12 protein-coding genes and 1 pseudogene are annotated in these 15,958 nt (G+C 30.6%); 7 read left to right on the top strand and 6 right to left on the bottom strand.

Going from position 1 to position 15,958, the window contains the following annotated elements; all coding sequences use genetic code 11:
- The first annotated feature begins 9 nt into the window (after nt 1-9).
- The 6 genes and pseudogenes from C1715_RS01895 to C1715_RS20170 all read left to right on the top strand — a co-directional run.
- Complete coding sequence (locus C1715_RS01895; RefSeq protein WP_102398989.1) at nt 10-951, top strand: NADH-quinone oxidoreductase subunit G; 942 nt, start codon at nt 10-12, stop codon at nt 949-951.
- Nucleotides 952-972: 21 nt separating this feature from the next.
- Nucleotides 973-3,660 (top strand): formate dehydrogenase subunit alpha, encoded by a 2,688-nt coding sequence (gene fdhF / locus C1715_RS01890; RefSeq protein WP_102398988.1) that lies wholly within the window; start codon nt 973-975, stop codon nt 3,658-3,660.
- A 4-nt stretch (nt 3,661-3,664) separates the two neighbouring features.
- Complete coding sequence (mobA, locus tag C1715_RS01885; RefSeq protein WP_102398987.1) at nt 3,665-4,267, top strand: molybdenum cofactor guanylyltransferase; 603 nt, start codon at nt 3,665-3,667, stop codon at nt 4,265-4,267.
- Nucleotides 4,268-4,279: 12 nt separating this feature from the next.
- Complete coding sequence (gene fdhD, locus C1715_RS01880) at nt 4,280-5,059, top strand: formate dehydrogenase accessory sulfurtransferase FdhD (protein ID WP_102398986.1); 780 nt, start codon at nt 4,280-4,282, stop codon at nt 5,057-5,059.
- Between the two features lie 73 nt (nt 5,060-5,132).
- Entirely contained in the window at nt 5,133-6,557 is a 1,425-nt protein-coding gene (locus C1715_RS01875; protein WP_102398985.1) for a potassium/proton antiporter, read from the top strand.
- A gap of 62 nt (nt 6,558-6,619) precedes the next feature.
- Nucleotides 6,620-7,474 (top strand): annotated as a pseudogene (locus C1715_RS20170) (DMT family transporter); the annotation flags it as partial.
- Nucleotides 7,475-7,559: 85 nt separating this feature from the next.
- On the opposite strand, the gene C1715_RS01865 reads toward C1715_RS20170, so the two are convergent.
- The 6 genes from C1715_RS01865 to C1715_RS01840 form a co-directional block, all read right to left on the bottom strand.
- Nucleotides 7,560-8,345 (bottom strand): DUF3298 and DUF4163 domain-containing protein, encoded by a 786-nt coding sequence (locus tag C1715_RS01865; protein ID WP_102398983.1) that lies wholly within the window; start codon nt 8,343-8,345, stop codon nt 7,560-7,562.
- A 115-nt stretch (nt 8,346-8,460) separates the two neighbouring features.
- The gene (locus C1715_RS01860; protein ID WP_102398982.1) at nt 8,461-9,243 is read right to left on the bottom strand and encodes an ABC transporter permease; all 783 of its coding nucleotides are present in this window, start codon (nt 9,241-9,243) and stop codon (nt 8,461-8,463) included.
- 3 nt (nt 9,244-9,246) lie between these two features.
- Complete coding sequence (locus C1715_RS01855) at nt 9,247-10,092, bottom strand: ABC transporter permease (RefSeq protein WP_242971869.1); 846 nt, start codon at nt 10,090-10,092, stop codon at nt 9,247-9,249.
- The gene (locus C1715_RS01850) at nt 10,089-11,066 is read right to left on the bottom strand and encodes an ABC transporter ATP-binding protein (protein WP_102398981.1); all 978 of its coding nucleotides are present in this window, start codon (nt 11,064-11,066) and stop codon (nt 10,089-10,091) included. Before C1715_RS01850 ends, C1715_RS01855 begins: the two co-directional genes overlap by 4 nt.
- Nucleotides 11,067-11,600: 534 nt before the next feature.
- Complete coding sequence (gene murA, locus C1715_RS01845) at nt 11,601-12,899, bottom strand: UDP-N-acetylglucosamine 1-carboxyvinyltransferase (RefSeq protein ID WP_102398980.1); 1,299 nt, start codon at nt 12,897-12,899, stop codon at nt 11,601-11,603.
- 297 nt (nt 12,900-13,196) lie between these two features.
- Nucleotides 13,197-13,919 (bottom strand): GntR family transcriptional regulator, encoded by a 723-nt coding sequence (locus C1715_RS01840; RefSeq protein ID WP_102398979.1) that lies wholly within the window; start codon nt 13,917-13,919, stop codon nt 13,197-13,199.
- Between the two features lie 396 nt (nt 13,920-14,315).
- Between C1715_RS01840 and C1715_RS01835 the strand changes: the two genes are divergently transcribed.
- Nucleotides 14,316-15,860: a PHP domain-containing protein gene (locus C1715_RS01835; protein WP_035292183.1), complete on the top strand. Its 1,545-nt coding sequence runs from the start codon at nt 14,316-14,318 to the stop codon at nt 15,858-15,860.
- Nucleotides 15,861-15,958: the final 98 nt, after the last annotated feature.

Here is a 15,958-nt window from a genome sequence, read left to right as displayed (position 1 = left end):
GGAAGAATGATGAAAAATGTAACTCTTACTATAGATGGACAGAAAGTAACAGTCACTGAAGATTATACTATATTAGAAGCAGCAAAAAAGCTCGGCATTGAAATTCCTGCTTTGTGCTATGATCCTAATTTAGAAATAGTAGCTGCTTGTAGAATGTGTTTAGTTGAAATAGAGGGGAGTAGAAAATTACAAACATCTTGTTCTACAAAAGTGTCAGAAGGTATGATTGTAAATACTGAAACAGATAGAGTTGTTAAAATGAGAAAAGAAATATTACAACTTCTATTAGATAGTCATCCAAATGACTGCTTAACTTGCCAAAAAGCTGGAGAATGTTTATTACAAAAATATGCATATAGATATAATGTTAAATTTAGACAACATGATGGAGCTGTGAGACCAAGAATTATAGATACTTCAAGTCCATATATATTAAAAGATGATAGTAAGTGTATATTATGCGGAAAATGCGTAAGAACCTGTAATGCAATAAGTGATAGAAAGGTCTTATCCTTTGCTGGCAGAGGATATAATACTAGAATAGTTTTAGATGCTGATAAAACTCTTGAAACTTCTAAATGTGTATCTTGTAATCGATGTGTGACAGTTTGTCCTGTGGGTGCATTAATAGATAAAAGGCAAATGGGAAAAACTAGAGTTTGGGATGCTGAGATTAAAACTGTAAATTGTAAAGTATGTGATTATGGTTGTAAGTTTGAAGTATTATCTAAGAATAATAAAAACATAGCAGTAAAGGCTAAAAATCCTTCAAATGGCAGACCTTTATGTTTAAAAGGAAGGTTGACTACAGAACTTATGAATTTAGATAAACCTGACAAGCCATATAAAAAGATTGACGGAAAATTTGTTCAATGTACTTGGGCAAAGGCTATAGGTATGGAAGATGTAATAAATAAAATAGAAGAAGTTGAAAATTCACAAGAAAAATAGTTAAGGCAGGAGATGAATACCATGGTTGAATTGACTATAAATGGTATTGAGTACCAAGTAGAAAACCATAGTACAATCCTTCAGGCTTGCATGCAAAAGGGCATAGAAATACCAACTTTATGCCATGATGAGAGACTAGAGCCCTATGGAGCTTGTAGAATGTGCTTAGTTGAAGTAGAAGGCTGGAAAAAACTTGTAACATCATGTACCACAAAGGTACAAGCAGGTATGGTTATATATACAAAAAGTCCTAAAGTAATTAAGGCAAGAAAAGAAGTTCTAGGTTTGATATTGTCTAATCATCCAATGGAATGTCTTACTTGCGAAAAATCAGGTAATTGTAAGCTACAAAACTATTCTTATGAGTATGGATTAGTAGAGGGAAGTTATAAGGGAGATATGAGAAATAAAAAAATAGATGACTCCAATCCTTTTTATAGTTATGATCCAAATAAATGTATACTATGTGGATTATGTGTTAGAGTTTGTAATGAACTTCAGTATACTAATGCCATTAATTTTGGGAATAGAGGTTTTGACACTGTAGTATCTACACCTTTTAATAAGGGGCTAGACAATTCTAAGTGTGTTTCTTGCGGCAACTGTGTTTCAGTATGTCCGGTGGGAGCATTAACCCCTAAGGTTAAAGAAAAATTTAGATATTGGGAAACTCATAAAGTAAGGACTACCTGCTCTTATTGTGGGGTAGGCTGTCAAATGGATTTGTTAGTTAAAAATCACAAGGTAGTAGGTGTAGAGCCAGCATTTGATGGTATTAATAAGGGGATTTTATGTGTAAAAGGCAAATTTGGGTATAAGTTTATTAACCATAAGGATAGATTAAAGACTCCTCTTATTAAGAAAAATGGAAAATTTGTAGAAGTATCTTGGGATGAAGCTTATAGAGTAATTGTATCTAAAATTAAAAAAATAAAGAATCAAAATGGAGCAGAGGCCTTTGGAGGACTTTCTTCAGCTCGTTGTACCAATGAAGAGAATTTTTTATTTCAAAAACTATTTAGAGCTGTTATAGGCACTAATAATGTTGACCATTGTGCACGCCTCTGACATGCCTCAACTGTTGCAGGTCTTGCAACAACGTTAGGCAGTGGAGCTATGACAAATAGTATTGAAGAGATTTTAGGTGCTGATGCTTTATTTGTAATAGGTGCAAATATTACCGAAAATCATCCAATAATAGGAGCAAATGTAAAGCAAGCAGTAAAGAAAAATGGTGCAAAATTAATAGTTGCTGACCCAAGAAGGATTGAATTAGCTGATTATGCAGATGTATTTCTTCAAATTAAACCAGGAACTAATATTGCATTATTAAATGGTATGATGCATGTAATAATCCATAAAGGATTGCAAGATAAAACATATATAGAAGAAAGAACGGAAAATTATGAGGAATTAGTAAGGTTAGTTAAAGAATATACACCTGAAAGAGTAGCTAAAATATGTGGAGTAAAGGCTGAGGATATAGTTAAAGCTGCCACTATATATGGGGAAGCTGAAAAAGCTGGTATATATTATACTATGGGAATAACTCAACATACCACTGGAACTCATGGAGTAATGTCTGTGTCTAACCTTGCCCTACTGTGTGGCAATGTTGGTAAGGAGTCGGCAGGAGTAAATCCTTTACGTGGACAAAATAATGTACAAGGTGCTTGTGATATGGGAGCTCTTCCATCAGATTTACCAGGATATCAAAAGGTATTTAAAGAAGAAGTAACAGAAAAATTTGAAAAAGCATGGAATGTAAATTTATCTAAAAAAGTAGGTCTTACTGTTTCTGAAATGCTAAATGCTGCTGAAAATGGTAGTATTAAATTCATGTATATAATGGGTGAGAATCCAATGGTATCAGATCCAGATATAAATCATGTTAGAAAATCTTTAAATAATTTAGAGTGTTTAGTTGTACAAGATATATTCTTTACTGAAACTTGTGAAATGGCTGATGTGGTACTTCCAGCAACATCCTTTGCAGAAAAAAATGGTACCTTTACTAATACAGAGAGAAGAATTCAAAGAGTAAGGAAGGCCATAAAGCCAGTTGGAAATTGTAAGGCTGATTGGAAAATATTAATGGATATAATGAATTTACTTGGATATAAGAAAAAATACTTGGAGCCATCAGAAATAATGGATGAAATAGCTTCTCTTACCCCTTCTTATGGTGGTATAGATTATAAGCGATTAGAAAACAGTATGGGCATACAATGGCCATGTCCAAATAAGAAGCATCCAGGTACAAAATACTTGCATAAGGAGGGTATTTCTAGAGGCAGGGGATTATTCATGCCAGCGGAACAAGTAGATAGTGCTGAAATGCCAGATAAACAATATCCATTTGTATTTATTACTGGAAGAATATTATATCATTATCATACTAGGACTATGACAGGCAGAGTAGAGGGGCTTAATCAGAAAGCTCCTGCTGGTTATGTTGAAATTAATGAAATTAATGCTAACAAAATGGGTATAGCAGATGGGGAAATGGTAAAATTAACATCTAGACGTGGAGAAGTTCAAGTAGCCGCAAAAGTTACGGATACAATAGATGAAAATGTGCTATTTATGCCTTTCCACTTTGCAAAATCTGCAGCCAATTATCTTACTAATACTGCCTTAGATCCAATAGCTAAAATACCTGAATTAAAGGTAGCGGCGGTGAGAATGGAAAAGATACAGGTAGGGTGATTATATGAATAAATTTGGTACGGCTATAATACTTGCTGGTGGGAAAAGTTCTAGAATGGGCTTTGATAAACAATTTTTAAAAATTGACAAGAGAAGACTTATGGATTCTCTTGTTCACAAACTAAATGAAGAGTTTGAGGAAATTATTATTGTCACTAATAAGCCTAAATATTATATAGGTCTTAGTCATAAAATAATTACAGATAAAATTGAAAATAAAGGACCTTTAGGTGGTATTCATGTAGGACTTAAAGAATCGTCATCTAAGTATGCTCTTGTAGTTGCCTGCGATATGCCAAATATCAATATGGATTATATCAGATATATGAAAAAATGTATTGAAAACCAGGAAATAGATGGCTGTGTAACCAGCTTTGGGGATTGGATTGAACCTTTTAGTGGATTTTATTCTAAGGAAATAGTAGATGCCATAGAGAAACATTTGCTATCTAATAGGAGATCAATAAATTCATTATTAAAACATTTGAGAATTTATTATATTGAAGAAAAAAAGGCAAGGAAATTTAGCCCAAACTGGGATATGTTTTTAAATTTAAATACTAAAGAAGATTTAAATTCTTACCTAGAGAAATATGGAAATGTATAGGAGCGAAATAATATGAAGCCTACTAAAAGTATAGATATATTAAGAGTAAAAGATGAAGGTATTTTAAAGGAAGAGGATATTCTAGTAATAGAATATCCCTTTACTATATATTTGAATGATCAAGAAGTTATAACCCTTTTATGTAGTCCCAAATCTCTTAAAGAGTTAACACTAGGATTTTTATATTCTGAAGGATTTATTAATAATATTTCCAATGTAGAAAAAGTTCAGCTAGATGAAAAAAAAGGTGTTGCTTATGTATATTTAAATGAGACAAAATCACTAACTGAAAAGCTTCAAGGAAAAAGAACTATAACTTCTGGTGGGTGTAAGGGAACTTCTTTTTGTAATGTCCTAGATTCCTTTAAATCTAAGAAGATAGAGAAGCCACTGGATATAAAAATTGAGGAAATAAAATCTTTGGTAAAAGAATTTAATAATAAGTCACAATTATTCTTGGATACTGGTGGAGTACACAGCTGTGCTTTGTGTAATAAGTCCAGAATAATAATGTTTGAAGAAGATATTGGAAGGCATAATGCTTTAGATAAGCTACTTGGAAAGGCTTTAATGGATAATATAGATTTATCAGATAAATTAGTTTTATCATCAGGAAGGATATCATCTGAAATGCTGATAAAAATAGCTAAGAGGGGTATTCCAGCATTAATTTCTAGATCTGCTCCTACCAGCCTTTCTGTTGAATTGGCAAGGAAGTTAAATATAACTTTAGTAGGATTTGCAAGAGGAGAAAAAATGAACATTTATTCATATTTGACAAATGTTTGGTAAGATAGTAACCTTTAAATAGTATGGTTGCTACATAATAATCACCCTGAGGGCGCATTTTTATTGGAGGGATTAAATGGATATTTTATTTTTAGCAGCAATAATTTTCATTATTTGTGCACTTTCTAGTAAAGTATTGTATAAGTTTGGTATACCTACGTTGATTGTATTTCTTACCATAGGTATGCTAATGGGGTCAGATGGACTTGGAGGAATTTATTTTGATAATTCAGAGTTAGCAAAAAACATATGTAATGTTGGTTTAATATTTATCATGTTTTATGGAGGCTTAGGTACAAGTTGGAAAACGGCAAAGCCAGTTGCCTTTGCTTCGGCAGTTCTTACTACAGTAGGTGTAGCACTTACAGCATTTTTAATAGGAATTTTTGCGTATTTTGTTCTTAAGTTTAGTTTTTTAGAGAGTATGTTATTAGGCTCAATTATTTCATCTACGGATGCTGCATCAGTGTTTTCTATACTTCGTTCAAAAAAGCTCAATCTTAAAAATAACTTGGCATCAATGCTTGAAATGGAAAGTGGATCTAATGATCCAATGGCATATATGCTAACTACTATTTTTGTGGGACTAATTGTTGGTGATGTACAGAGCATAGGATTTCTCCTTTTAACGCAAATTTTAGTGGGATTAATGATGGGAATTCTTGTGGGCAAAGCAGGTAGTTGGCTTGTTAATCATATAAAATTAGACATTGACGGACTCTATTCGATTTTGGTAATTGGAATAGTTTTATTAGCTTATTCCAGTGCTAATTTATTTAGAGGAAATGGTTTTTTATCCGTTTATATAACAGGTTTGATTTTAGGAAATGGTAAACTTGTACATAAGAATAGTTTAGTTCATTATTTTGATGGCTTATCTTGGCTTATGCAAATTTTCTTATTTTTCACTTTGGGATTACTAGTATTTCCATCAAAACTACCAAGCGTAGCCTTGATGGGTATAGGCACTGCGCTTTTTATAATTTTTGTAGCGCGCCCATTGGCAGTATTTTGTGTTTTAATATTTTTTAAAAGACCGATCAAGGAACAGATTCTTGTTTCATGGGTTGGATTTCGTGGAGCCGCTTCTATTGTTTTTGCAACCTATCCTTTAACTGCTGGAATTCCTGTGGCAGATGAGATATTCAACATTGTGTTCTTTGTAGCTTTAGTTTCAATTATAATTCAAGGAACATTTTTCATACCTATTGCAAAGAAACTTAATTTAGTAGGGCAAGAAGAAACAATACTTAAGACCTTTACAGATTATTCAGGAGAGATACAATCAGAATTATTGGAAATGGAAATTTTAAGATCTAGTCACATGGCAGGAAAAGCTATAATGGATTTAGAGCTTCCAAGTAATATATTAATTGTTGTTATAAAAAGAAATGGAAAGTTAATAACACCTAGTGGCGCTACAGTACTAAAAGAAGGTGATCTAATCATGTTAGCTGGGGATAATAAAGTGCTCTTACAAATGTCCAAAAGTGTAAAATGATTTTTTTTTCTTCCTTTGCTTCTTTTGTATTATAATATAAATCATCACAGGCTAAGAGGAGTGGTTACATGAATAACAAGTCAAAAGCAGTAATGTATATGCTGTTATCATCATTATCATTTGCATTTATGGCGGCTATGGTTAAACTATCTGGAGATATTCCTGTTATGGAGAAGGTTATATTTAGAAATTTAGTTAGTTTACTAGTTGCTTTTGTAGTTTTGAAAAAGAATCATGCACCGGTATTTGGAAAGAAAGAAAATCAGAAATATTTATTAGCTCGATCCTTATTAGGACTTGCAGGAGTAATTCTTTATTTTTACTCCATAAGCAAATTATGCTTAGCAGATTCGTCTATGTTAAACAAACTATCACCTTTTTTTATAACTTTATTCGCTATTATATTTTTAAAAGAAGAATTAACTTCAATGAAAATAGTATCTATAATAATAGTTTTTATAGGAGCATTACTAGTTATAAAACCACAGTGGAATTTAAGTGCAATACCAGCGGCGGCTGGTTTTTTGTCAGCAGCTTTTGCAGGAGCAGCATATACATTAGTAAGGTTTTTAAAGAATAGGGAAAATCCATCTACTATAGTTTTTTATTTTTCTTTAGTTTCCGTATTAGGAACTATACCATTTGTAATAATGAATTTTGTACCTGTAAGCAAGGTTCAATTTTTATACTTAATATTAACAGGAGTATTTGCAGCTATAGCACAATTCTCATTAACTTATGCTTACAAATATGCACCAGCATCAGAAGTTGCCATATATAATTATACGAATATAGTGTTCTCTTCCATAATTGGATTTTTTATTTGGAGTGAAATTCCAGATTTTTTAAGTATAGTAGGAGGAAGTATAATAACTATAATGGCTGTAATAGTATATATTTATAATAGAAGTAAATGAGTAGTTTAAAATTAAATAGTTTTGATTTAATGTAGCAAGAGGTTTTGTGATTTTATAGACCTCTTGCTATTTGTATTACTAAATTTTATAAAAGTCTTTGTATAGGGCTTGCAGGAGATAGTATAGTTTTAATTTTTTCATAAGGAATTTCTATTTTAAACAATCCGTATGCATAAGGTGTATATTCATAAACTTGATAGTACATTACTAGAGAGGTTGGAGTTAAGTAAAACTCTTGGTTTGGTTGTACTCCATTATATTCAGTAAGTAGTGGTACATTGTTTTTAATTATATATTCTTTAGCTAACTCATCTAAAAGTGGTTTATAGAAAAATTTAGGATTGAATAATTCACCAAAATCATATATTTTTCCCGTTTTAATATCTATGGTTATGGATGCATATTTAGTAAATCCATGAGCAGCTTTTTCTACATAGGTATATATTCCAAATAAAATACTCAGAAGTCCTTTATCATTTAAAGGCACTTCATAAAAACTTATAATTTCTGCAAAATCTATTTTTTCTGGTATAAGAACCTGATTTTTAAATAAATCTAAAACCTTATTAGTTATTTCATCATTAATTATATCTTTTATTTCATCAGGTTCATAATTTTTTAGAAATGGATAGGATATTTTAAATGTTTCTGGATTAATAGTTTGATTTTGCAAATTAACTTTTGTAAAGTAATCTTTTGAAGCATTTTTTAATAAAGTATTTTGTTTATTAATATTGTGTGTAGAAAAATCATATTGTAAAGTTATTTTTTTGTTATAACGTTCATGGCACATGGAATAATAAGGACACATGAAATAATAAGGAAACATGAAAGAGCAAGGACAATTATAGCAGTAAGGAACATTTAGCATAATTTATATTACCTCTTATTTTATTGTTTACCATAATTACTATATGCTTATTATTAGGTCGTGGTGTATCTAATATGGATGTAGTTGCTTATTATTAATAGTTCCTAAGTGCTATTTATGAACCTGTGGATTTATAATGCTTAACACCAAAACTCCATATTAGTATGCAGGGAATTATAAACATTATGCCAAACAAAGGGGTTAGCATGTACAAAACGTTATTTCCTTGAACTTTATCCAAAATGAACATTAGAGGTAGATAGTTTACTGTACCAAAGGGAATGACAAAGGTAAAGAATTTGCGAACCCAATCCTTATAAATGCTTAAAGGATATTGTGCCATTTCTCTGCCACCGTCTGTAAAAATGTTTATTACTTCCAAGCCTTCAACAGTCCAAAAACACAAGGTAGCACCAAGCATGAATATGCCTGTAAATATGAATATTCCACTTAGAACCATTAATATTAGAGTGATTATTTTATAAGGACTCCAGTATATATTAAGGTGTGCCAATGAAAAAATCAATACTATAAGGCTTTGAGCTAACCTACCTATCCTTGTGAATTCAAATTTTGAACCAAGTACTTGAAGCATTGCACTGCGAGGTCTAACTAAAATTCTATCGAAATCACCATTAATAATTAGAGAGGAAAATGAATCAAATCCCCTAGCAAAACATTCACTTAATGAAAATGCCAGGTGAATTACAGAGTAGCATAAAGCAACTTCATAAAGGGACCACCCTCCTATGTTTGGGAATCTTTGAAAAAGCAAAACCATAGATATAAAAACAACAAAAGGTACAAAAAACTGTCCAATGGAGAGTAGAATGAAGGAAGTTCTATACTCCATTTGACTTTTTAAAAGTATACTCATGTATTTAAAATATAATTTCATATTTTACCCTCCTTGGACGATTATTCTTTTCAAAGCTTTTCTTATCCATAATTTACCTAATATAATTATGATAGCTATCCAAATAACTTGTACACCAATGCTAATTAAGGCTTCTTTTATGCCGATGTTTCCAGCATATATTCTAAAGGGTAAGTCAGAAGTATATCTAAAAGGTAGCAAATATACTATCTTTTGTAGCGCTTTTGGCATTAGAGGTACTGGAATCACTAGTCCAGATAAGAATTCTCCCAATACACCAAAAATTAATAAGGATCCTGTAGAAGACATGGTATAAAAAATTGAAATATAAATTAGCATAGAAATTGCAACAATTAAAATTAAGCCTAGGCTCAAAGTAATTAAAAATAATATAAAAGATGTAAAACTTGGTGGTAGAGAAAAATTATAAGGATAAGGTAAAAAAACTGCTATAATCATTATGGGAAAGCAGCGTAGTAGGGCACCTGATAATCTTTGGGCAATAAGTTTTGAGTACCAAAATTTATATAAATCAATGGGCCTACAAAGTTCATAAGCTATATTGCCGCTAGTTATAAGGTCTAAAAGTTCATTATCCCTATACCAGAGCATTATAAATACGAGGAAACTTTGTTGAAGCCAAATAACTTGTATTAATTCCCTAAATGATATAGGCTGAGTGGATGAGGTACTTTTATAAAAAGCTTCAAAAATCATGATATACATAAATCCCCAAAAAAATTGGGTTGAAACTCCAGCCAAAGCTGCTACTCTATACTGTAGGCCTTTAAGTAATCGCATCTTAAATAGTGAGTAATAGGCTTTTATATTTGAATCATGAGCTCTTTTATTTGAATAGTAAGTATTCATATCTGATACTCCTTATATAAGTCTACTATTATTTCATCAATTGGGCGATTTTCTACAGAAACATCAATGATATCTAATTTATTTGATAGTAGCCCTATGACTTCTGATACCTTTATTTTTTCTAAGTCTACGGATAGAGTAATACTTTCTTTAGAGATAGAAATAATATTTGTACCGTCAATATGTATATTCTCATGATTCTCAGTAAAATCAACCTTTAATATTTTATGAGTGGCAAATTTATTTTTTAATTCAGTAAGTGTGCCATCTAACAAGAGTTTTCCTTTACCGATTAGTATGATTCTCTCTGCTAAAGCTTCAATATCGTTCATGTCATGAGTTGTTAATATAACAGTTACTTTTTTTTCTTTATTTATAGTTTTTACGAAATTTCTAACGGCTACTTTGGAAACGGCATCAAGGCCTATGGTTGGTTCATCTAAAAATAATATTTTTGGACTATGAAGCAAGGAAGCGCCAATTTCGCATCTCATTCTTTGCCCAAGACTTAATTGACGTACAGGAGTTGAAAGTAATGTGGATAAGTTTAAAGTAGATGTTAGTAATTCTAGATTATCTTTAAATTCTTTATTAGGAACTTTGTAAATATCTTTTAATAAATTATATGAATCAATTACGGGTACGTCCCACCAAAGTTGAGAACGTTGACCAAATACCACACCTATGTTTTTAACATGGTTTACTCTGTTTTTCCATGGAGTGTATCCAAGAATATCACATTTTCCACTGTCAGGGACTAAAATACCGCTGATAATTTTAATAGTAGTAGATTTACCAGCTCCGTTAGGGCCAATGTAGCCCACAATTTCACCTTCATTAATTTTAAATGAAACATCTTTTAAGGCTTGAACTGTGGAATATTTAGGTTTGAATAAGGATTTCACTGCGGCACCAATGCCAGCTTCTCTCTTTACAACCTTAAAACTTTTACTTAATGCTTCAACTTCTATCATAGTATTCCTCCTTTAAAAGAAATGTATAATATATTTAGAGCTAAATAAAGTAAAGTGAAGTAAAATAAAGTGGATGAGTGAATAAAATAAATGAAATAAAGTAAATAAATGTACATAAAATTTAACCACGAAATCACATTATATAACTACTTAAGATGTATGTCAATACAAAAATTACAAATATAAAATATTTTATAAATTCATATTAATCTTTGATTACTAAAATGAAATTATTGCAAAATATATGCCAAATAAAGGAATATACCAAAGAAAAATTTACTGAGGAACAGTTTGCAGATAAGAAATATAGATAAAAAGATAATAACATGCTGTATATAATATAAAAAACAGCTATTATTAAATGTAAAAGTGTTTACATTTAATAATAGCTGTTTTTATAAATTAGTCCATAAAACCTCATATTTTTGTGATTGGAGAGGTCTACTTAGTCTTATCATTAGAATATTTTAACTTACTTATTACTCTATTAATTATTGAAAATTATCAACAAAAAACATAGAATGGACTTAAAGTTTAAAATACATTAACTATTGAAACTATATCTTCATCATTTTCGATGATTTCTTCACGGATTTCAATATTAGCTCCTAAACTTTTAAAAACCTCTACGATGTTTTCATATCCTCTTTCAATATGTTCTATTCCTAAAATTTGAGTAGTACCTTCAGCACCTAAAGCTGCCAATATAAGGCATATACCAGCTCTTACATCTGATGCATAAACGGAGGTACCTTTTAAGCTTTTTCTACCTGGTATTACTACACTTCCATCTTTCATAATTATATCTGCGCCCATTTTGTTTAGTTCTATACAGTGCTTAAATCTATTAGGATATATGTTATCCACAACTATACTATGGCTATCAGCGCCAATTAATAAAGCTGTAATTGGCTGTTGTAAATCTGTTGCAAATCCTGGATACATAGCTGTTTTTATATGAACTCCGGTAATATTACCCTTTGAATTTGCTGTAATAGAGTTTTCTTTAACATCTATAGAAATACCAGCTTCCTCTAGCTTTGCAATGCATGGAAGTAAGTGAGTTGGAATAACATTATTTACACTGATGCTGCCACCAGTAATACCAACACTCATAAGTAGGCTTCCTGCAATTAACCTATCTGGAATAATAGTATGTTGTGTGCCGTATAGTTTTTTTACTCCGTCTATAACAATTGTATCAGTTCCAGCACCTTTAATGCATGCACCCATTTCATTTAAAAACATGGCTAAGTCCACTACTTCAGGGTCTTTGGCAGAGTTTCTTAATATTGTTCTGCCTTCAGCTAAAACAGCTGCCATTAACACATTTATAGTAGCTCCACTTGTTATAACATCGAAATAAATATCAGCACCAGTAAGTTGGCTTGCCTCTACTACATAGTAATCATCATAAAATGTAAATTTAGCACCTAATGCCTCTAGGCCCTTTATATGCTGATCAATGGGTCTAGTTCCAAAATTATCTCCACCTGGATATCCTAGTGAAACTTTTTTATGTTTTGCTAACATGGCTCCAATAAAATAGTATGATGCTCTATAAGATGAAGATTTTTGTGGATCTATGATTGCACTGTAAATTTTAGTTGTATCTATTGTGCAAGTATTATTTTGTTCAGATATTTTAGCTCCCATGCCTTTTAATATATGGTATACAACTTTAACATCTGATATATTGGGTATATTTTTCAAGATAACAGGTTCATTTGCTAAACAACATGCAGTTAATATTGGTAGTGAACTATTCTTTGATCCTGGTATTGACACGTTGCCATTTATATTCTTACTCTTTTTTACTTCAATCCAACGCATTGTAAAATCCTGCCTTTTTAATAAATTTTTAACATAAATGTTGGTGCATTTTGAAATTTTATTTAATTAAACATATATAGAATATAGTATCATACTTATTACTTTTTGTTAATGATTTATATAATTAAACAGAGATTTAATACCTAAATCTCTGTTTAATTACTATATTTATTATTTATATTCTACGGAAAATCTAAAAATCTTTTTTGGTTACAAAAGGATTTTTATAGAGGTTTAGTAGTAACCAAAAATCTTTATAATTTAGGTCTTGATAATAGAATGACTTATCTTTAACTTTTATCTAGATCTAATATAATTTAATTGATATTTAGGAGAATTAAAAAACAGTTCTGTATAATCTAATATTGAGCCATCTTCGAAAAAAGTAGTATTTGCTATTTTGATAATAGGCGTTTGATTATCAATATTGAATAATTCTGCAATTTCTTTAGGTGGAAGGATAGGACAAGTATTGTGATAGCTATAGTCAATTTTCATGTTTTTAACTTTTTCCATATAATCATATTTAGATCCTTCCAATATTTTTATTGAGATATCGGGATTAGATTTTACAGACATATAGGTTTTTTCAAAAACAAAGGGTTCATCATTGCCATATCTGATTCTTTCAATATAATAAATCATATCATCAGTGTTAATGTTAAGTTTACGAGCTATCTTATCATCAGCTTTTTTTAAAGAAAAATTATGCACTTTTGTGGATGGTTTAATTCCTAACTCGAGCATTTCTTGAGTAAAACCTTTTAATGTTGCAATTTTTTGTGTAGTTGGATTGTGATTTACAAAGGTGCCAACTCCGGGGGTTCTAAGTAATATCCCTTGAGCGACTAAATTATCAGTGGCTCTTCGTACAGTTACTCTTGAAACATTATAGGTTTTAGCAAGTTCTAATTCAGTTGGAATGGTATCATTTTGTTTATAATAACCTGTAGAAATTTTATCTAAAATATCATTTTGTATTTGTTTGTATTGTGCAATCTTTGGTGCTCTAGCATTCATTAAATTCACCTCGCTAAGTATGTACTTATATAAGTATTATATAATATATTTAAAACTCATTGCAAATATAATCACAAATTCACTAAATGTAAATACATTTAGTGAATTTGTGATTATATGAATATTTTAGAAAATGCTATATAGTTACCAATAAGTCTATATGATATTAACATTGTAATAAGGACGTAGGTGGCGGTATTACTTTGAAATTAAATAGAGTATTATTAATAATAGTGGTAACCACGGAAGAGTGTTAAAAATGTAGTAGACATAGATATAATAAAATAAATGTATTGACATTTAAAAATAAGGTATTTATAATTGAATTAATAAATGTATTTACATTTAAAAATAAGGTGTTTATAATTAAAACAATAAATAAAAAAGGAGGTTAGTATGAAATATAAATATTTATTTACGGATTTTCACTCTAATATACACCATGATCAAATGGATCAATTGGACGAGTGGTACGAGCAGGCAAAAGAAATGCTAGATTTTTGGCCAATTGCATATTATCCATACTATGTTAGAAAGGATAAATGTGGAATTCCATTAGAAGATATACATCCAATGGAAATAGTTCAAGAGGATTGGGAAAAAATAAATACTTTTGTAAAAAATAAAAATGAAGAAAATAAACAATTCCCTATTTTTAATGGATATGAATGGCAGGGTGCTGGATTAGATGGAGACCATAATGTATTTTTTAAAACAACTGGTCCATTGGTAAATCCAATGAGGTATGAGCAATTATACAATAAGTTAAAGTGCTATGATGCCATAGCAATACCTCATCATTTGGCATATTGTTTATATAATCGTGGAAAAAACTGGGAAACAAATATAGAAGAATTTTCACCATTTGCTGAAATTTTTTCTTCCCATGGAAGTTCAGAAAGTGGAGATACAGATATTCATATGTCAAGACATATACATATGGGGCCACGAACAGGTGGAACATCAGTATTTGATGGATTAAAAAAAGGACATAAAATTGGAATAATTGCTTCAGGAGATAATCATGTTGTCGCTGCACAATATGGACATGGTTTTGCTGGAGTTTTAGCAGAAGAGAATAATCCAGAAAAAATATGGGAAGCACTATTAAATAAAAGAGTGTATGGAATGACAAGTGGAAGAGTAAAATTACTTTATGAAATTAATGAAAACGTTATGGGTAGTGAAATTCAAACTAGTGACAAGTTTTTAGAGCACCATATTGCAGTAGAAACTCAAGAGGCAATAGACCGAATAGTGATTTATAAAAATGGAAATCCATATTATACATATAGCCACAGTGAAAATTGGATAGAAAAAAAGCTTCAGGAAAAAATAACCTTTAAATTTAAAATAGAATTTGGCTGGGGGCCAGACCTTAAGATTTATCCAGATATGAAAGAAAAAAAATGGAGTGGAAAATTAAAAACAGAAGGTAAAATCAAATCTATAGAAAAATGTTGGTCTTCAAGAGGGCAATGGATAAATAAAATTGACGATTCCTCTTGTGAGTTTGGGCTTACTACAAGAAAAACAACGCAATCAGGAAAGTGGATGGGACCATCTCCTGTAACAACAGAGGGTTTTGTATTTGAAATAGAGGCAAATTTAAACTCAGAAATAACATTTGAAATAGATGGACAAGTATTTATTAAAAAGATAAGTGAATTATTAAAAAACACAGATCTTATAGTTTTTTTAAAGGAAGCGAAGGCTTTAGCTAAAGAAAGATTTAATTTTGAAGAATATTATAGAAACGATCCATTTTATCATAATGCCTATAAGGTTAGAATTATGAAGGGTAAGCCTCAAATAGCTTATAAAATAGATAAAAGAATAAAATTAGATTTTCATGAGGATGCTTTTTATTTAGTTAAGGTCTATGGAACAGATGGTTCCGTGGCATGGTCATCACCTATATGGGTAAAAAAAAGTAATTAATTAAATATTAATTAAAATAAATTATGAGATAGTGTAAAGTGAAATATGAAAAAGCTAAGTTTAAAAATGTTTTGCCCGAAGGGCGCAGAATAATAAAA

Origin of the sequence: Haloimpatiens massiliensis (genome assembly GCF_900184255.1) — a bacterium.
Taxonomy (GTDB): Bacteria; Bacillota; Clostridia; order Clostridiales; family Clostridiaceae; genus Haloimpatiens; species Haloimpatiens massiliensis.
This window is presented reverse-complemented; position numbering and strand designations above follow the sequence as displayed.